At 65.6% G+C, this 15,889-nt stretch carries 23 protein-coding genes; 8 read left to right on the forward strand and 15 right to left on the reverse strand.

The window, feature by feature from the left end; translation table 11 throughout:
• Window positions 1–19 precede the first annotated feature (19 nt).
• The 6 genes from P0Y64_13645 to hisB form a co-directional block, all read right to left on the reverse strand.
• Entirely contained in the window at window positions 20–604 is a 585-nt protein-coding gene (locus P0Y64_13645; GenBank protein WEK42427.1) for a YdeI/OmpD-associated family protein, read from the reverse strand.
• A gap of 86 nt (window positions 605–690) precedes the next feature.
• A complete protein-coding gene (hisF, locus tag P0Y64_13650) occupies window positions 691–1,458 on the reverse strand; it encodes an imidazole glycerol phosphate synthase subunit HisF (GenBank protein WEK42428.1) in 768 nt (255 codons plus the stop codon).
• Window positions 1,458–2,192 (reverse strand): 1-(5-phosphoribosyl)-5-[(5-phosphoribosylamino)methylideneamino]imidazole-4-carboxamide isomerase, encoded by a 735-nt coding sequence (gene hisA, locus P0Y64_13655; GenBank protein ID WEK42429.1) that lies wholly within the window; start codon window positions 2,190–2,192, stop codon window positions 1,458–1,460. Before hisA ends, hisF begins: the two co-directional genes overlap by 1 nt.
• The gene (gene hisH / locus P0Y64_13660) at window positions 2,189–2,794 is read right to left on the reverse strand and encodes an imidazole glycerol phosphate synthase subunit HisH (protein ID WEK42430.1); all 606 of its coding nucleotides are present in this window, start codon (window positions 2,792–2,794) and stop codon (window positions 2,189–2,191) included. Before hisH ends, hisA begins: the two co-directional genes overlap by 4 nt.
• Window positions 2,791–3,111, reverse strand: a complete 321-nt coding sequence (locus P0Y64_13665; GenBank protein ID WEK42431.1) for a YciI family protein — start codon at window positions 3,109–3,111, stop codon at window positions 2,791–2,793. The genes hisH and P0Y64_13665 overlap by 4 nt, the downstream gene beginning before the upstream one ends.
• Window positions 3,108–3,695 (reverse strand): imidazoleglycerol-phosphate dehydratase HisB, encoded by a 588-nt coding sequence (hisB, locus tag P0Y64_13670; protein ID WEK42432.1) that lies wholly within the window; start codon window positions 3,693–3,695, stop codon window positions 3,108–3,110. Before hisB ends, P0Y64_13665 begins: the two co-directional genes overlap by 4 nt.
• 106 nt (window positions 3,696–3,801) lie before the next feature.
• Between hisB and P0Y64_13675 the strand changes: the two genes are divergently transcribed.
• The 4 genes from P0Y64_13675 to gmk all read left to right on the forward strand — a co-directional run bounded on the left by P0Y64_13675 (window position 3,802) and on the right by gmk (window position 6,851).
• Complete coding sequence (locus P0Y64_13675) at window positions 3,802–4,290, forward strand: ClpXP protease specificity-enhancing factor SspB (protein ID WEK42433.1); 489 nt, start codon at window positions 3,802–3,804, stop codon at window positions 4,288–4,290.
• 133 nt (window positions 4,291–4,423) lie between these two features.
• Window positions 4,424–5,815: a class II fumarate hydratase gene (gene fumC, locus P0Y64_13680; GenBank protein WEK45053.1), complete on the forward strand. Its 1,392-nt coding sequence runs from the start codon at window positions 4,424–4,426 to the stop codon at window positions 5,813–5,815.
• Between the two features lie 47 nt (window positions 5,816–5,862).
• Window positions 5,863–6,093, forward strand: coding sequence for a hypothetical protein (locus P0Y64_13685; GenBank protein WEK42434.1), 231 nt, complete (start codon window positions 5,863–5,865; stop codon window positions 6,091–6,093).
• Between the two features lie 101 nt (window positions 6,094–6,194).
• Complete coding sequence (gene gmk, locus P0Y64_13690; protein ID WEK42435.1) at window positions 6,195–6,851, forward strand: guanylate kinase; 657 nt, start codon at window positions 6,195–6,197, stop codon at window positions 6,849–6,851.
• A 4-nt stretch (window positions 6,852–6,855) separates the two neighbouring features.
• Here gmk and P0Y64_13695 read toward each other — a convergent pair whose 3' ends face one another.
• The 3 genes from P0Y64_13695 to P0Y64_13705 form a co-directional block, all read right to left on the reverse strand.
• A complete protein-coding gene (locus P0Y64_13695; GenBank protein ID WEK42436.1) occupies window positions 6,856–7,026 on the reverse strand; it encodes a hypothetical protein in 171 nt (56 codons plus the stop codon).
• A gap of 77 nt (window positions 7,027–7,103) precedes the next feature.
• Window positions 7,104–7,799, reverse strand: coding sequence for an ATPase (locus tag P0Y64_13700; protein WEK42437.1), 696 nt, complete (start codon window positions 7,797–7,799; stop codon window positions 7,104–7,106).
• On the reverse strand, window positions 7,796–8,017 hold the full coding sequence (locus P0Y64_13705) for a hypothetical protein (GenBank protein ID WEK42438.1): 222 nt from the start codon (window positions 8,015–8,017) through the stop codon (window positions 7,796–7,798). The genes P0Y64_13700 and P0Y64_13705 overlap by 4 nt, the downstream gene beginning before the upstream one ends.
• 179 nt (window positions 8,018–8,196) lie before the next feature.
• Here P0Y64_13705 and P0Y64_13710 point away from each other — a divergent pair, with 179 nt between their 5' ends.
• Window positions 8,197–8,397, forward strand: a complete 201-nt coding sequence (locus P0Y64_13710) for a hypothetical protein (GenBank protein WEK42439.1) — start codon at window positions 8,197–8,199, stop codon at window positions 8,395–8,397.
• A 4-nt stretch (window positions 8,398–8,401) separates the two neighbouring features.
• Here P0Y64_13710 and P0Y64_13715 read toward each other — a convergent pair whose 3' ends face one another.
• The 4 genes from P0Y64_13715 to P0Y64_13730 are packed head-to-tail and all read right to left on the reverse strand — an operon-like array spanning window position 8,402 to window position 11,407.
• Window positions 8,402–9,010, reverse strand: coding sequence for an FMN-binding negative transcriptional regulator (locus tag P0Y64_13715; GenBank protein WEK42440.1), 609 nt, complete (start codon window positions 9,008–9,010; stop codon window positions 8,402–8,404).
• The gene (locus P0Y64_13720) at window positions 9,010–10,104 is read right to left on the reverse strand and encodes an RluA family pseudouridine synthase (GenBank protein ID WEK42441.1); all 1,095 of its coding nucleotides are present in this window, start codon (window positions 10,102–10,104) and stop codon (window positions 9,010–9,012) included. The genes P0Y64_13715 and P0Y64_13720 overlap by 1 nt, the downstream gene beginning before the upstream one ends.
• Window positions 10,101–10,481 (reverse strand): fluoride efflux transporter CrcB, encoded by a 381-nt coding sequence (crcB, locus tag P0Y64_13725; GenBank protein ID WEK42442.1) that lies wholly within the window; start codon window positions 10,479–10,481, stop codon window positions 10,101–10,103. The genes P0Y64_13720 and crcB overlap by 4 nt, the downstream gene beginning before the upstream one ends.
• Before the next feature lie 47 nt (window positions 10,482–10,528).
• Entirely contained in the window at window positions 10,529–11,407 is an 879-nt protein-coding gene (locus tag P0Y64_13730; GenBank protein WEK42443.1) for a hypothetical protein, read from the reverse strand.
• Between P0Y64_13730 and P0Y64_13735 the strand changes: the two genes are divergently transcribed.
• From P0Y64_13735 to P0Y64_13745, 3 genes are all read left to right on the forward strand, one after another.
• A complete protein-coding gene (locus tag P0Y64_13735; GenBank protein ID WEK42444.1) occupies window positions 11,397–11,618 on the forward strand; it encodes a hypothetical protein in 222 nt (73 codons plus the stop codon). The two genes, P0Y64_13730 and P0Y64_13735, sit on opposite strands and share 11 nt — an antisense overlap.
• Before the next feature lie 91 nt (window positions 11,619–11,709).
• A complete protein-coding gene (locus tag P0Y64_13740; protein ID WEK42445.1) occupies window positions 11,710–12,456 on the forward strand; it encodes a LuxR C-terminal-related transcriptional regulator in 747 nt (248 codons plus the stop codon).
• A 53-nt stretch (window positions 12,457–12,509) separates the two neighbouring features.
• Window positions 12,510–13,658, forward strand: a complete 1,149-nt coding sequence (locus tag P0Y64_13745; protein WEK42446.1) for an acyl-CoA dehydrogenase family protein — start codon at window positions 12,510–12,512, stop codon at window positions 13,656–13,658.
• Here P0Y64_13745 and P0Y64_13750 read toward each other — a convergent pair.
• A complete protein-coding gene (locus tag P0Y64_13750; protein WEK42447.1) occupies window positions 13,646–14,329 on the reverse strand; it encodes an acyl-CoA dehydrogenase family protein in 684 nt (227 codons plus the stop codon). The genes P0Y64_13745 and P0Y64_13750 overlap by 13 nt on opposite strands.
• A 1-nt stretch (window position 14,330) precedes the next feature.
• Window positions 14,331–15,887: a long-chain-fatty-acid--CoA ligase gene (locus tag P0Y64_13755; GenBank protein WEK42448.1), complete on the reverse strand. Its 1,557-nt coding sequence runs from the start codon at window positions 15,885–15,887 to the stop codon at window positions 14,331–14,333.
• Window positions 15,888–15,889 lie beyond the last annotated feature (2 nt).

Genomic DNA, 15,889 nt, shown 5'->3' on the forward strand with positions numbered 1-15,889 from the left:
GTGGTTGAAACCGGCCGTTTCAGCCGTGAACAGTTTCACCGCGTTCCAGCATATCAATGAAACTCCCGATCTTTCGGGCTCTGGTCTCGGCTTTCTTCGCCGCGCCAATTCGATACAAGATCGCATATCGGTTAGCGCCCGTCAGCGTAGCGAAGAAAGCCGCCGCCTTCGGATTCGCATCGAGCGCATTTTGCAAATCCAGTGGAACCTCAGCTTTGCTGGCCGGGGCATATGCGGCTTCCCATCTGCCGTCGGTCTTCGCGTTATCTATTGCCAATTGTCCAGACGCCCGCATGCGGCCCGCCAAAATCAGCTCCAGCGCGCGTTTCCGATTGACCGCTGACCACTTGCTGCGCGGTCTGCGCGGGGTAAAGCGTATCAACCAGCTTTCGGCATCATATTTGTCGAGCTGGCCGTCGATCCAGCCATAGCAAATAGCACTGTCGACCGCCTGCGCTTTCGTGATGCTGGCGAGGCTCGAACCTTTTTTACGAAACCTGAACCACGCACCATTGGAATCGCTCGGCTGCTCCGCCAACCAGCTTTCCAGCGCGATTTGATCGGCGAATGAAACAATCGGAAGGCCAGAGCGCAATTCGGTCATTCTCTTCCCTCAGCGCGATCCGTGGATAGCCGCGCGCGGAATCCACCATAATCAGCCCAACTTCGCCAAGGAAAACGCGCGGCGCCTTACCCCGCGAATGAACGCACCGGCACGCCAGCCGCCGCCAGCGCGGCGTGCGCTTGTGCGATCGTCGCTTCGCCGAAGTGGAAGATCGATGCGGCCAGCACCGCCGAGGCATGGCCTTCCGTCACCCCCGCGACGAGATCGGCGAGGCTGCCGACGCCGCCGGATGCCACGACCGGCACGCTGGTGCGATCCGCGATCGTGCGGATCAGCGCGAGGTCATAGCCGTCGCGGGTGCCGTCACGGTCCATCGAGGTGATGAGCAATTCGCCCGCGCCCAGCGCGGCCAGGTGCAGCGCATGTTCCACCGCGTCGATCCCGGTCGCGCGGCGGCCGCCGTGGGTGAACACCTCCCAGCGATCACCGCTCCGCCGCGCGTCGACGCTCGCCACGCAGCATTGGCTGCCGAAACGCTCGGCGATGTCAGATACAACCTCCGGCCGCGCAACGGCGGCGGAATTCACCGCGACCTTGTCCGCGCCGGCCAGCAGCAGCGCGCGAGCATCCTCCGCCGTCCGCACGCCGCCGCCGACGGTGAGCGGCATGAAGCATTCCGCCGCCGTCCGCCGCACCACATCGAGGATCGTGTCGCGGCCCTCGTGGCTTGCGGTGATGTCGAGGAAGCACAGCTCGTCCGCACCGGCCGCATCATAGGCGCGGGCCTGCTCGACCGGATCGCCCGCATCCTTGAGATCGACGAAATTGACGCCCTTCACCACGCGCCCGTTGGCGACGTCCAGGCAGGGGATGACACGTGCGCGGACGGTCATCAGGCGGCCTTCGCCACCTCTAGCGCGGCGGCGAGATCGAGCCTGCCGTCGTAAAGCGCGCGGCCGGTGATCACGCCTTCCACGCCGTCCCGCGCATGGAGCGCGAGGACGTGGATGTCGCTGATCCCTTTCACCCCGCCGCTGGCGATCACCGGGATCGCCACTGCGCGGGCGAGGTCCACCGTCGCTTCGACATTGCAGCCCTTGAGCAGCCCGTCGCGGCCGACATCGGTGAAGAGCAGGGAGGCGACGCCCGCATCCTCGAACCGGCGCGCCATATCGATGACGCTGACGGTGGACACTTCGGCCCAGCCCTTGGTCGCGACCATGCCGTCGCGCGCATCGACCGCGACGACTACGCCGCCGGGGAAGGCGCCGGCCATGTCGCGGACGAATTGCGGGTTTTCTAGCGCCGCAGTGCCGATCACCACGCGGGAAACGCCGAGATCGAACCAGCCCTCCACCGCGGCGGGCGTGCGGATGCCCCCGCCGAGCTGGACGTGGCCTGGGAAGCGCTCAACGATCGCACGCACCGCCTCGCCATTGACCGACTCGCCCGCAAAGGCGCCATCGAGATCGACGACATGGAGATGCTCCGCGCCAGCGTCGGCGAACAGCATCGCCTGCGCGGCAGGATCGTCGCCATAAACGGTGGCGCGATCCATATCGCCTTCGGCGAGGCGCACGACCTGCCCCTGTTTGAGGTCGATCGCGGGGAAAACGATAAGGGTCATGGGTGCCACGCAAGGAAGTGTTCGAGCAGCGCAAGGCCATAGCGCTGGCTCTTTTCGGGATGGAATTGCACACCGAGCAGATTGTCGCGGCCGATCGCGGCGGTGACCGGGCCGGCATGATCGGTGCGGGCGAGGACATGCTCGCCCTCGAACGCATAACTGTGCAGGAAATAGGCCTCTCCCGCCGTCAGCAGCGGGTGAGGGGTGAGCGGAACCACGTCGTTCCACCCCATATGCGGCACCTTCGCGACGGGATCGGTGGGCGCGAGAAGGCGGACGCGGCCGGCGATCCAGCCGAGCCCGGCGTGCGTGCCCATTTCCTCGCCGGTATCGGCCATCAATTGCATGCCGACACAGATGCCGAGGAACGGCGCGCCCTCTTTCAGCACGCGTGCCGAAAGCGCCTGTTCCAGCCCATCCACCGCGCGGAGGTTGGCCGCGCAGGCGCCGAACGCGCCGACGCCGGGCAATACGATGCGGTCGGCGCGCGCGATCAGATCGGGATCGGCGGTGATCGTTACGTCGCTGGCTCCTGCGGCGCGCAACGCATTTTCGACCGAGCGCAGGTTGCCTGATTGGATATCGACCAGTGCGAGCGTCATTGCGCGAGCTTCGCGATCGCGGGCACCGCAAGCGCCGCCTTGAACTCGATCACCTCTGCCGTGGCGAGCCCGGCGGTGACGAGTGGATCCGTCTGTGCCACCGCCTCGATATCCTCGGCGATGCCGCGACACAGAATAACGCCGCCGGTGCGCGGTTCACGCCGCCCGGCGACGAGAAACACGCCTTCGGCAAGGCCACGCTCAAGGAACGCGCGATGTGCCTCGATCTGCGCGTCCACCTGCTCCAGCGGGCCGACATAATCGAGCAGGATGACGCAAAGATGCTCGTCGACGTGAAACTCGCTGAGCGCGGTCACAACGTGCCTTTGGTCGAGGGAATCGCATCTGCCTTGCGCGAATCGATCTCCACCGCCAGCCGCAACGCGCGGGCGAGGCCCTTGAAGGCGCTTTCGGCGATATGATGATTGTTCTCGCCGTGCAGCGTCTCGACGTGCAGCGTGATTCCAGCGGCCTGCGCGAACGAGTGGAACCAGTGTTTGAACAACTCGGTATCCATCTCGCCCAGCCGCTTCTGGGTGAATTCGGTGTTCCACACGAGCCACGGCCGACCCGAGATGTCCAGCGCGACGCGTGTCAGCGTCTCGTCCATCGGGGAAAGTGCATCGCCGTAACGGCGGATGCCGCGCTTGTCGCCGAGCGCTTGCGCCACCGCCTGGCCGATCGCGATCGCGGTATCTTCGACCGTATGGTGTTGATCGATATGCAGATCGCCCTTGGTGCGGACTTTAAGGTCGATCAGCGAATGCCGGGCAAGCTGCTCAAGCATGTGATCGAAGAAGCCGACCCCGGTCTCCACGTCATATTGGCCGGTCCCGTCGAGATTGACGGTAACGGCGATATCCGTTTCGCTGGTGGCGCGTGTGATCGTCGCGGTGCGCATGCTGGGCTCCATAGCGCGCGTGCCGCATTTGGGAAGGCGCGTGCGGCATTTGGCAAGTAAAGCTTTGCTTGACCACGCCCGCGACGCCGCTACCCATAGCCGCATTATGGACGAAAACGCGCCCGACAGCCTGATCCCTTATGACGAGATCGTGCAGGAAGCCCTGCGCGCCGTGGTGGGCCGCGTGCTCCGCTCGGTCGCCGAAAATGGCGGCAATCTGCCGGGCGAGCACCATTTCTATATCACTTTCAAGACGCAGGCGCCCGAGGTCGATATCCCGAAGCGGCTCGTCGAGCGGTTCCCGGACGAGATGACGATCGTCATGCAGAATCGTTTCTGGGATCTGACGGTGGATGATCGCCGATTCTCGATCGGCCTGAGCTTCAATCAGGTGCCGTCGAAACTGGTGATTCCCTATTCGGCGATCACCGGTTTCCACGATCCCGCGGTTAATTTCGAACTGCGCTTCCAGGCGCAGGAGGGGCCGGAGGATGGCCCCGGCGGGCATGATCCAGCCGAAAACGACGGGCCGAGCGCGGCGCCGATCGAGGATGGATCGAACGTCGTCGCCGTGGATTTCAAACGGAAGAAGTAAGCCGGACGCGAGCCGCGTAACGTCGTTGCACGGCGCTCGCAAAGCGACGCGAACGGCCAGCCGGCGCGGCATTGCCGCGACCGACGTCATGGGATTTACCCCTATGACGGCCCTCGTTGTGGAGCACGCGAACATGACCGACACGCGCACCGAAACCGACTCGATCGGCCCGATCGAAGTCCCCGCCATCGCTTATTGGGGCGCGCAGACGCAGCGATCGGTCGAAAATTTTCCGTTCGGCGAACGCGAGCGGATGCCGATCGGTATCGTCCACGCGCTCGCGCTGGTGAAACAGGCGGCGGCACGGGTTAACCGACGGCACGGTCTTGCGGCGAACAAGGCCGACGCGATCGAACAGGCGGCGGCCGAAGTCGTGGCCGGCGAGCATGACGATCAATTCCCGCTGGTCATCTGGCAGACGGGCAGCGGCACGCAATCGAACATGAATGCCAATGAGGTGATCGCTGGCCGCGCCAACGAAATCCTTTCGGGCAAGCGCGGCGGCAAAGTCCCGGTCCACCCCAATGATGACGTTAACCGGGGCCAATCCTCGAACGACAGCTTCCCCACCGCACTGCACATCGCCGCGACGCTCGGCGTGCGCGATCGCCTGCTTCCCGCGTTGACCCGGCTGCATGATGCGCTGGCGCTCAAATCCGAAAAATGGGCAGCGATCGTCAAGATCGGGCGCACACATTTGCAGGATGCGACTCCGTTGACGCTGGGGCAGGAATTTTCCGGCTACGCCAACCAGCTCTATCGCTGCCGAAGGCGGATCGAACCCGCGCTGGAGCATGGCACGCACCGGCTGGCGCAGGGCGGCACGGCGGTGGGCACGGGGCTCAACGCTCCGGCGGGGTTCGCGGAGGATTTCTGCGCCGCGCTGCGTGAGATCACCGGCGAGCCATTCATTCCGGCCGAGAATTTCTTCGAGGCGCTGGGCTCGAACGATCCGCTGGTCAATCTGTCCGGCACGCTCAACACGCTGGCGGTGGCGCTGACCAAGATCGCCAACGATATCCGCCTGCTCGGTTCCGGCCCGCGCTGCGGCATCGGTGAACTGGATCTGCCGGCGAACGAGCCCGGCAGCTCGATCATGCCGGGCAAGGTCAATCCCACGCAATGCGAGATGCTTACGATGGTCGCCGCGCAGGTGATGGGCAATCACGTCGCGATCACCATCGGCGGCGCGCAGGGGCATCTGGAACTCAACGTGTTCAAGCCGATGATCGGCGCGGCGGTGCTGCGTTCGATCGACCTGCTCGCGGTCGGGATGGAATCCTTTGCCGAGCGCTGCGTCGACGGGCTGGAGGCGAATGAGCGGCGCATCGCCGATTTGCTCGATCGCTCGCTGATGCTGGTTACCGCGCTCGCGCCGGAAATCGGCTATGACAATGCGGCTAAGATCGCCAAACACGCCCATATCGAGGGGCTTACGCTGCGCGAGGCGGGGATCGCACTGGGGCTGGTGGATGCGGCGACGTTCGATCGCGTCGTCCGGCCGGAAGCGATGCTGGGAACCTGAGCCCGCGTCGCGCGCTTGATCGTCCTCTACCTTCCAAAGGGTTTCAGATGCTTCGTACCATTATCGGCGCACTTGTCGGCAGCGAACTCGATCGACGTGAAGGCGGCGGTGGCGTGAAGGGCGCGATCGTCGGCGCGGTGATGACCCGGATGGTAACGCGGATGGGTCCGCTCGGGCTGGCGGTCGGCGGGGCATATGTCGCGAAAAAGGCCTATGATCGGCATAAGGCGCGTCAGGTCGGCGGGACGGTGAAAACGAGTCCGTCCACCAGCGTTTGATCACCGCGAAGATGTCGCGCGGGGGATGATCGCGCTCGCAATCGCAGCCGATCCGCGCTTGTCGGCTTGACGCCCGCCCCATGCGCGCGGCACTAGCGCGCATGGCCGCTCCCTCTCAGCCCGATCCGCACGGTTTCAAGCGCCGCGGCGTGCTTTTCGTGCTGTCCTCGCCGTCGGGCGCGGGCAAGTCCACCATCGCGCGCAAATTGCTTGCCGCCGAACCCGATCTTTCGATGTCGGTATCCGCCACGACGCGCCCGATGCGCCCCGGCGAGGTGGACGGGAAGGATTATCACTTCGTCTCGCTCGATCGCTTCCGCGAGATGGCGACGGGGCACGAATTTCTCGAATGGGCGCATGTGTTCGATGAACGCTATGGCACGCCAAAGGCGCCGGTCGACGATATGCTGGCGTCGGGCAACGATGTGCTGTTCGATATCGACTGGCAGGGCGCGCAGCAGCTTTACCAGATCGCCGGCGGCGACGTGGTACGCGTGTTCATCCTCCCGCCCTCCATGGAGGAATTGCACCAGCGGCTGCTGAAGCGGGCGACCGATTCGACCGAGATCATCGATCGCCGCATGGCGCGCGCCGCCAATGAGGTGAGCCATTGGGACGGCTATGACTACGTTCTCGTCAACGACGATATCGAGGAATGCTTCGAGTCCGTCCGCACGATCCTCGCGGCGGAGCGCCTGAAGCGTTCGCGGCAGACCGGGCTGATCGGCTTCATTCGCAAGCTGCGCCGCGCGGGTTAAGGCGTCAGGAGCGCCGGAGGAAAATCCAGTAGATCGCGCCGAATGTGGCCACGATGGCGATATTCGCGATCAGGCGTTCCCAGAAACGATGGCGGAAGAACGCGAAGTCGACGCTGATGATGACGACCGCCATCGCCACGATCAACAGCGCTGTCGGAAGCTTGGTCATCGCCACATTCCTTTTGGCAACGCTCGCCGCGCCCTTATCCTAACGCTTTCATCGCGTCCGGCGAACCGGCGGCATAATCGCTCTCAACGCCGGGCGGCGCTCACCGCTGCAAGAAAACGCACCGCTGCGTCATAGCTGGCGCGTTTCGCCTCGCGGGCGCGGGTGGCGAGTTCGTCTTCGCCCCATTGTTCGGCCTGCCAATCCTCATCGACCTGCGCGGCGCGCCACAAGGTCTCTGCGTCGATCGCGCCTTCGGCCAGCGCAAGCGAGCCGACGATAGTGCCGGTCAGCGAAACGATCGTCTGCAACGCCGCGAGGGTGAATGGATCGCGCGCGGCGACCGCTTCGGCGAGCCGGGCGAGGGTCGCGTCGGGCTGGGCGACATGCATCACGCCCAGGATCGTGGCGAAGTGAATGTCATAGCGTTGCCGCGCCCAATCGAGCAGCGGCTCCCATGCGGTTTCCTGCCGCGCGACGAGTTCGGATGGCGAGTGGGCGCGGTAACAGAGCAGGTCGGTCTCTGCGTAGCGGGCGATATCGGTGATGAATGGCGTGGGATCGGCCGCGATCCGGTCGATCGCCGCATTGGCGAGCCCGGTTAGCGGCATCGCGCGCGGATCGATCGTTTCATCCACTGCGCGCCATTCGTCCGCCACCGCTTCGGCCAGCGCCGCTGTCGGCAAGGCGAGCGGCGCCCGGCCCGGCGTGCGCACCGGGCGGCCATCCAGCGTCACGCCGCCATCGGCGCCCAGCGCCACGTCTTTCCAGAACCGCTTCATTCCGACGGGCTCCGCCAGCGGCGGGCCAGGCTGCGCGGCACGATCGCCATCATGGCCAGCGCGGACAATATGATCGCGCCACCGAGCAGCTTGCGCCAGGTCGTATCGCCCTCCGCCAGCAGCAGCACGCCCAGCACCGCGCCGCCCGACGCGGCGAGCCGGGCGAGGGTGATATAAAACCAGCGGATTTTCGCGGGGTCGCGATCAGGAACGGACATAGCCGCGATATGGCCGATCCGCGACGCTCGCGCCACCCGCGATGAACCGGGCCGTGCAAGCGCCGGATGCCGCGTGAACGGGTTGGTAACACCGGCTCATTATGGTTAAGGGCGCGAAGCGAGCGGAGCCCGGGGGGCACGCCAGCTTCTTCACGATTGGTTTTTGGAGACGAGGGCGAATGGTCGGCCCAGCAGTGTTCACTTATGGCTTGTTGATGAGCTTCATCTTTGCCGGGGCGTCGCGCAACGCGAAACTCCGGCGGCCCAATCCGCCGATGATCCAATATACCGGCTATATCATGTGCGGGTTGACTGGTGCGCTTTCCGTGATCTTGTTCGCCGTCGCGACGCTGGGTTTCTTCGGCACGCCCCTGATCTGACGCGCTACAGCCGCCCGCGGTTCGCGCGTTCGACCAGATCGGCGGGATGCTGCTTGCCCGCGTCGCGCAGCCCGGCAATCGCGCCGCGCAGATCGGCAACGGATTTGTTCTGGCTGAGCTTCGCGGTGCCGCGCCATTCGCTCACGGTCAGTACGAAGCCCTCGATCGCCGCGCGCATCGCGTCGAAACGGCGCCGGTCCATCTTGTCTCGCGTCCATTCGGCTTTCGGGGCGAGCCGCTGCTCATGGATATGAGAAGTGGCGTCGAGGTGTGCGATCAATTGCGCGTCGTCCAGCGCTGCGACGATGCCCTCCGCCTCCGCGACAACATAATTCCACGTCGGCACCTGATCCGCGCTCTTATACCAATCGGGGCTGATATAGGCGCCGGGGCCGCCGAAGCTGGCGATCGCACGCGTGCCCGCCGCGATCGGCATCGCGCGGTTGCGACGCGCGATGTGAAAGAACAAATTGCCCGCAGCATCCACCACCACGGGCGCATGCACGACCATCGGCCGCTCCGCCGCCGCTAGGAAGATATGCGCGAAGGCGATATCGGCGGCGAAGGCGCGCGCCGCCTCCACGCTCATGGCGAAGGCGGCGCCTGGATGCATCAGTCGCGCGCGGTTCCGCGCCCGCGCCGCTCGCCGCGCCGTGCCTTGCGCACCGTCTTGGCATGGGCTCGGGCCTTGGCCTTCTGATCCTCGCGGGTCGGCGGGGGCGGGGTATCGGGCGGCATGTTGTCGCCGAGCGCCGCATCGAAGCCGAGGCTTTTCAGGCTTTCCGCGAAATGCGTCGGCAGCGGGGCGGTGACGTCGATCTTGTCGCCATCGGGGTGATCGACCCGGATGCGCCGCGCATGCAGGTGCATCTTGCGGCTGATCCCGCCGGTCAGGAACGCAGCCTTGCCGCCATATTTGCCGTCGCCGACGATCGGATGGCCGATCGCCGCCATGTGGACGCGCAACTGGTGGGTGCGGCCGGTGAACGGTTGCAGCTCGACCCATGCGGCATGGTTGCCGGCGCGCTCGATCACGCGATAGCGACTGCGCGCCGGCTGACCTTCGCCGCTTTCGTCGACGTGCATCTTCTCACCGCCGGTGCCGGGCTGCTTTGCGATCGGCAGATCGATCGTGCCGTCCTCGATCGAGGGCACGCCGACGATCAGCGCCCAATAGACCTTTTTCGCGGTGCGGCTGGAAAACGCCTTGGAAAAGAATGCAGCCGCGCGCGTCGTGCGCGCGACGAGCAACGCGCCGGACGTATCCTTATCGAGCCGGTGGACCAGCTTCGGCCGCCCCTCCAGATCGAATTGCAGCGCATCGAGCAGGCCGTCGACATGCTCGGTCGTCTTGGTACCGCCCTGCGTCGCGAGGCCAGGCGGCTTATTGAGCACCAGTGCGGCGGCGTCCTTGTGGATCACCATTTCCTGCGCGAAGGCGGCTTCGTCCTCCGACAGCGCCGGGCGCTGGCGCACCGGCTTGGCGGTGGCGCGCACCGGCTCGGCGGGGGGCACGCGCAGCACCTGACCGGCGACCAGACGATCCCCCGGCCCGACGCGTGCGCCATCCAGCCGAAGCTGCCCGGTCCGTGCCCATTTTGCGACGATGGTGAAGCTGGTGTCGGGCAGATGACGCTTGAACCAACGATCGACGCGGATCCCGTCGTCGTCCGGCGCGACGGTGAACTGGCGGACAGTCTCGCTCATGCCGCCACCCGTACGACGAACAGACCAGCGAACAGCGCGAGGATCGCGCCGGCCAGCGACAGGGAGACGTAAGCGATGGCGCTTGTCCATGCGCTGCGCTCGATCATCGTCACCACTTCGAGGGAGAAAGACGAAAAGGTCGTGAAGCCGCCCAGCGCGCCGACGCCGAGCAACAGCCGCCAGCCTTCGCCACCAAACGTGGAAAAGCGCGCCAGCACGCCGACGAGCAGCCCCATCAGCAAACCGCCGACGACGTTGACGGTCAACGTGCCCCAGGGCCAGTTCGGCCCGAGCAACCCGAGCATCATTCGCCCGGTAAGATGCCGCGCGCCGGACCCGAAGGCCCCGCCGAGCATGACGATCAGAAGGTTCTGCATTTCGCTGCCCTAGCGCGGATGGCGCGCTGGCGGAAGGGAAGCGGTGATCAGTTCCCGCCGTCGGCCATCAGATCGACTTCGGTGCCTCCGCCTTTGCGTGAGCGGAGCATGACGAACAGCGCGCCCTTGCCGCGTGTTGTGCCCGCCAACACATGATCGGAGCCGTCCATTCCGTGCTGCGCGGCAACGCCTGCGTCGGCCGACTTGGTGTAATACCAGTCGAGCAGGCGCTGGAGCGGCGCGGCGCTGGAGAAATTGACGACCCGCAACGCGCAGCCCTTGCCGTCCGCCCCGGCCGCCTCGATCACCCGTGCATCGGGATAAAGCGGCGCGACGGCGGGCAGTCGGTTGGCCCAGCCCGCCGAATAAGTGACGTTGCCCGAGCAGGTCGCGGCGAAGTGTTGGCTTTCCGCGAGCGCGCCCAGCGTCAGCGTGCGGCGCGCGGCGGCGCATTGCGGGCAGGGGCCGGGCGCGGGCGCGGCGCGCAGGCTATCCCGCTCTGCCGGACCTTTGCGCGCGGCGATATCGTCGCGCGGCAGCATGCCGCTCGCGGGTTGAGCGGGTGGGCGGACGACATCGGCATTGGCCTGCTGTACCAGCGCGGGATCGACCATGATCTGATCGCGCAACGCGCTCTTGAGCGCGGGATCGTTGGCGGGGGAGGATTCGTTGGTCGCCGCTAGCGTGTTATCGAGTTCGTCCGCCACGGCGTCCTCATTGCCGGGTGCCGAACCACAGGCACCGAGCGCGATCGCCAGCATCGGCGCCAATAGCGGCGCACGGCGGCGCGGGAGGAACATGGCAAACCCCTTGAACAATTCAGCCAAACCATGCCCGATCATGATTGCGGAAGCGTTGACGCACGCTTGCGTCTTATCCTTGCAATACACCCGCCGCCGCGCCATGTTGTCCGCCATGTTCAACATCATCTCGATCCTGATCGGTCTGGTCGCGTTGCTGTTCGCGATACCGGGCGTGTTGCCTTTGCTTGGCTGGCTCAACTGGGCAGCACTGCCGATCGCGGCGGTCGGCGCGCTGTTCGGCATGATCTCTTCCAGCGATTCCGGGCGCAATTTCAATTTGCTCGTGCTGCTGATCGCAATCGTGCGCCTCGCGCTGGGCGGCGGTTTCCTCTGATCTGACCACCCAGCCGATCCGCCTAAATGATTGCGGTGGCGCGGCTTTGCGTCCACTGCAGGGCGGGGGACCATTCGGATATCCGTATCATATGAACGTCGGGTCGATGCCGGAACTGTCATGGGAGGTGGTGGACCGCCTGGCGCTGTCGGTCGTTGCGGCGGGGCGTGACGCGGGCTTTCCCTATGTCGCGGCACAGAGCGATCTTGGTGATCCGGCGCCGATGACGGACGGCGAAGGGCGTGCTTATGCTGAATCCCTGCCGTGGGTGGATTCTGATCCCTATTACTGGCGCAATCGCGCGCTGGCGCTGCGTTCCAGCTTTCTCCTCGCCGCACGGGTTTTTGCTGAGCCGATCTGGTTCGCCGGCGGAAAGCTAGGCTCGTGGCGACCGACGCAAAGTCTGAAAGCGATCGATTGCAGCCGTGTGACCGATGAGTTCGGCTTTACCGGTGCGATCATCGCCCCCGCGCACCTTGCGGGCGGACAGGTGGGGGCGGTGGTGTGGGTGACGACGGCGCCGATCGACATGCCCGCGATCTTCGCGGCGCACGCAGCCGATATGTTCACCACCGCGCTGCAATTCCTCGCCGCGCACAGCGAATTGGTAACCCACCGCCAGCGGGTCACGCCGGCAACGCTTTCCCCGCGCGAGGCGCAATGCGTGCGCTGGGCGGCGGCGGGCAAAACCAATGCGGAGATCGCGACCATCCTGTCGCTTTCGGTGTCGACGGTGCGTTTCCACCTGCGCAATGCCGGGGAGAAGCTAGGCGCGACGACGCGTTCGCGGATGATTCAACTCGCCACCGGCATGGGGTTCCTTGGCCGCCATGTCTGACCCTGACGCGTGTGTCAGGTGGACAGGCCGCGCGTTCAACGCATGATGCGGGAATGGATCATTTGCTGACCCCTGAGACACGCGCTTTTCGCGATGAGGTGCGTACTTTCCTGAACGAGCGGCTGCCCGCTGATCTGAGCCGCGCCGCGCGCCGCGCGACGAGCGTGTTCCTCCATCCCGATGTAACGCTGGCATGGCAGCGCATTCTCCACGCGCAAGGCTGGGTCGCGCCGGACTGGCCGGTCGAACATGGCGGCCCGGGATGGGATGGCATCAGGCGCTATATCTTCGCCGAGGAAAGCGCCCGCGCGCACGCCCCATCGCTCCCGCCGCAGGGGCTGAAGATGGTTGCGCCGGTGATCATGTATTATGGCAGCGACGAGCAGAAGGCGACGCTGCTGCCGCGCATCCTGTCTGGCGATGACTATTGGTGCCAGGGCTATTCGGAGCCGGGGGCCGGCTCCGATCTCGCCGCGCTCAGGATGCGTGCGGTACGAGACGGCGACGATTATGTGCTCAACGGATCGAAGATCTGGACGACGCATGCCCATTTCGCCAACCGCATGTTCTGCCTCGTCCGCACGAGCACCGAAGGACGCCCACAGTCCGGCATAACCTTCCTGCTGCTCGAAATGGCGACGCTGGGTATCACCGTCGCACCAATTCTGACGCTCGCCGGAGACCATGAGCTTAATCAGGTGTTTTTCGATGACGCGCGCGTGCCGGTGGCCGGGCGGCTGGGCGCTGAGAATGATGGCTGGACGGTCGCCAAGCACCTGCTGACCTTCGAGCGCGGAGGGCGTTACGCGCCGCACCTCGCGGCCTTTCATTCATCGTTGCACGAAGCCGCGGAGCGGATCGGCTGGCTGGAACATGCCGGCAATCGCGAGCGGCTGGCGCGTGAGGCGATCGCGATCGATGCGTTGCGCGCGATTGAGGTCGCTGCGCTGGAGGGCAGCGGCCCGGCGGATGCGGTGCGGCCATCGATGCTGAAGGTGCTGGGGACGGAGGCTTCGCAGCGGCTCGATCACCTCGCGCTGGAGATGGCGGCGACATGGGAGGGCGCGATCGAAGATGCGCCCGATGCGATCGCCGTCGCCCTGCCGCGCTATCTCAACAATCGGGCGGGTAGCATCTATGCCGGGTCGAACGAGATTCAGCGCGATCTGATCGCGCGCGTGGTGGTCGATCAGGCGGCGTAGCGGCTGAGGTGCGCGCGGGCGCCGCCGTCGCCTTGCATCAGCGCACATGTTCGCCGGAAATAGCCACCGAGACGCAATTCGGCCGTCAGTCCCATTGCGCCATGGGTCTGCACCGCACCCTCGCCGACGATCCGCGCGGCATCGTCGCACACCACACGCGCCGCGCTAACTGTCCGCGCGGCTTCCGGCACATGGTTTTCCAGCGCATCGGTCGCGGAACTGGTGATCGCCTCTGCTTGTTCGAGCATCATCGCCATGTCGGCCATGCGATGCCGCAACGCTTGAAAGCTCGCGATCGCGACGCCGAACTGCCGACGCTCGTGAGAGAATAATGCGGTATCGCGCAGCATCGTGCGGCACAGGCCGACGATCTCCGCGCAATGCAGTAGGGCGAGCGCATCGGCAGAGGCTTCGTCGTTCGAGCCATGCCCGTAACGCGTTGCCACCCAATGCTCGGCCCAGGGCAGCGCGGCATTCGCCCGGCCCAATGCTGCCGCGACCACGGCCGCATCACGCAGGCTGGTGCCGAGGCCGCCATCCTCCTCCGCTATGCCCAGCGCATCGAGACCCGCGGCCTCGATCGCCGTCACCCAATCCGCCGCGCCGCGCGCGAAGGTGGCGTCGAGCGTTTCGGCGAGCATCCGTTGCTCGTCGGTGCGCGCGAAGGTCATCTCAATTCACCCTTCTTTCGTGTCCGGCCCAGAATGGCTCTCGCAATTCGCGGCGCAATATCTTGCCGGAGGGATTGCGCGGCAAAGCGGCGATGAAGTCGACCGATTTGGGGCATTTGAATCCGGCGATGTGCTCGCGCGCATAAGCGATGATCGCGTTCGCGTCGGCATTTTCGCCGGGGTTGAGCACCACGATCGCCTTCACCGCTTCGCCCCAGCGCGCATCGGGGATGCCGATCACCGCCACGTCGGCGACGGCCGGATGGCCGTAGATCGCGCTTTCCACCTCCGCCGGATAGACATTCTCCGCGCCCGTGATGATCATGTCCTTGATGCGATCCTGAATGAAGAGATAGCCTTCCTCATCCAGCAGCCCGGCGTCGCCGGTGCGCAGCCAGCCGTCGCCGACCAGCGCCTTGGCGGTCTCGTCAGGCTTGCCCCAATAGCCGGGCGTGTTGTTCGGGCTACGGATCGCGACTTCACCAATCGCGCCGGGCGGCAGCGTCGCGCCGTCCGCGTCGATGATTTTCAGCTCGACGCCCGCCAGCGCCTTGCCCGCCGCCGCCATTTTATGCTCGCGATCGGGGAGGTGATCTTCTGGCGGTAGCGCAACGACCGCCCCCCATGTCTCGGTCATGCCGTAAACCTGAACGAAGCCGCAACCGATCCGGGCCACCGCCTGCTTGAGCAACGGCAAGGGAATCGGGCTGGCGCCATAAGAGAGCGTTTCGATTGATGAGAAATCGGCGTCCGCCGCCTTGGGATGCTGGAGCATGATGCCGATCGCGGCGGGGACGAGGAAAAGCCGCTTTACGCGGTGCGCCGCGATCGCGTCGATCACCGCGCCGGGATCATATTCGGCGTGGACGATCAATTCCTGCCCGCTGTTGATCGACCCCAATACGACGCCGACGCCGCCGATATGGCCATAAGGCATGGCGATGATCGTCGGGTCGCCCGGTTCGGACAGCAGCCACTCGATGCCGGCGGCGATCTGGTTGGCGCGCTGCCGGATGCCGTTGGCGTGGCTCAGCATCACGCCCTTGGGCTTGCCCGTCGTGCCGGAGGTGTAGAGCTGGAGGATGATGTCATCCTCGTTCACCGAAACCGGAGGCGGGGTCGCGGGAGCCGCGTCGCGGAATGCTACATAGTCCGCTTCGTCCATTGTCACGACGCGCATACCACGTCGCGCCGCCGCTTCGCCGATCGCGGCGAAGGCGGGTTCGACGAACAGGGCCGCCGCGCCGCTATCCGCGAGGATGTAATCAATCTCCGGTGGAGCGAGGCGCCAGATGATCGGCACGAACACCACGCCGGCGCGCCCGGCCCCCAGCGTCAGCTCGATTGCGTGATCGCTGTTCTTACCGACATAGGCGATGCGATCGCCCTTTCTGAGCCCCATCGCGAGCAGCGCATTCGCAACCTGATCCGCATGGGCGTCGAACAGGGCGTAGTTCGTTACCCGGCCGTCATGGCGCAGCGCGATTCCATCGGGCCGCTCGGCCGCATGATGGCGCAGCGCGTCGCCGAAGGTTTGCGGGAGAGGGGCGCTTGTCATGC

Origin of the sequence: Candidatus Sphingomonas colombiensis, from assembly GCA_029202845.1 — a bacterium.
In the GTDB taxonomy this organism is placed as follows: Bacteria; Pseudomonadota; Alphaproteobacteria; order Sphingomonadales; family Sphingomonadaceae; genus Sphingomonas; species Sphingomonas colombiensis.

What these genes read in the sequence shown, in the direction of transcription:
- P0Y64_13685 (WEK42434.1), top strand. Translation starts at nt 5,863, where the DNA reads ATGCTTCGTACCATTATCGGCGCACTTGTCGGCAGCGAACTCGATCGA.
- fumC (WEK45053.1), top strand. Translation starts at nt 4,424, where the DNA reads ATGACCGACACGCGCACCGAAACCGACTCGATCGGCCCGATCGAAGTC.
- gmk (WEK42435.1), top strand. Translation starts at nt 6,195, where the DNA reads ATGGCCGCTCCCTCTCAGCCCGATCCGCACGGTTTCAAGCGCCGCGGC.
- P0Y64_13735 (WEK42444.1), top strand. Translation starts at nt 11,397, where the DNA reads ATGTTCAACATCATCTCGATCCTGATCGGTCTGGTCGCGTTGCTGTTC.
- hisF (WEK42428.1), bottom strand. Translation starts at nt 1,458, where the DNA reads ATGACCGTCCGCGCACGTGTCATCCCCTGCCTGGACGTCGCCAACGGG.
- P0Y64_13755 (WEK42448.1), bottom strand. Translation starts at nt 15,887, where the DNA reads ATGACAAGCGCCCCTCTCCCGCAAACCTTCGGCGACGCGCTGCGCCAT.
- P0Y64_13700 (WEK42437.1), bottom strand. Translation starts at nt 7,799, where the DNA reads ATGAAGCGGTTCTGGAAAGACGTGGCGCTGGGCGCCGATGGCGGCGTG.
- hisA (WEK42429.1), bottom strand. Translation starts at nt 2,192, where the DNA reads ATGACCCTTATCGTTTTCCCCGCGATCGACCTCAAACAGGGGCAGGTC.
- P0Y64_13740 (WEK42445.1), top strand. Translation starts at nt 11,710, where the DNA reads ATGAACGTCGGGTCGATGCCGGAACTGTCATGGGAGGTGGTGGACCGC.
- P0Y64_13675 (WEK42433.1), top strand. Translation starts at nt 3,802, where the DNA reads ATGGACGAAAACGCGCCCGACAGCCTGATCCCTTATGACGAGATCGTG.
- hisH (WEK42430.1), bottom strand. Translation starts at nt 2,794, where the DNA reads ATGACGCTCGCACTGGTCGATATCCAATCAGGCAACCTGCGCTCGGTC.
- P0Y64_13745 (WEK42446.1), top strand. Translation starts at nt 12,510, where the DNA reads ATGGATCATTTGCTGACCCCTGAGACACGCGCTTTTCGCGATGAGGTG.
- crcB (WEK42442.1), bottom strand. Translation starts at nt 10,481, where the DNA reads ATGCAGAACCTTCTGATCGTCATGCTCGGCGGGGCCTTCGGGTCCGGC.
- hisB (WEK42432.1), bottom strand. Translation starts at nt 3,695, where the DNA reads ATGCGCACCGCGACGATCACACGCGCCACCAGCGAAACGGATATCGCC.
- P0Y64_13730 (WEK42443.1), bottom strand. Translation starts at nt 11,407, where the DNA reads ATGTTGAACATGGCGGACAACATGGCGCGGCGGCGGGTGTATTGCAAG.
- P0Y64_13710 (WEK42439.1), top strand. Translation starts at nt 8,197, where the DNA reads ATGGTCGGCCCAGCAGTGTTCACTTATGGCTTGTTGATGAGCTTCATC.
- P0Y64_13645 (WEK42427.1), bottom strand. Translation starts at nt 604, where the DNA reads ATGACCGAATTGCGCTCTGGCCTTCCGATTGTTTCATTCGCCGATCAA.
- P0Y64_13720 (WEK42441.1), bottom strand. Translation starts at nt 10,104, where the DNA reads ATGAGCGAGACTGTCCGCCAGTTCACCGTCGCGCCGGACGACGACGGG.
- P0Y64_13750 (WEK42447.1), bottom strand. Translation starts at nt 14,329, where the DNA reads ATGACCTTCGCGCGCACCGACGAGCAACGGATGCTCGCCGAAACGCTC.
- P0Y64_13705 (WEK42438.1), bottom strand. Translation starts at nt 8,017, where the DNA reads ATGTCCGTTCCTGATCGCGACCCCGCGAAAATCCGCTGGTTTTATATC.
- P0Y64_13715 (WEK42440.1), bottom strand. Translation starts at nt 9,010, where the DNA reads ATGCATCCAGGCGCCGCCTTCGCCATGAGCGTGGAGGCGGCGCGCGCC.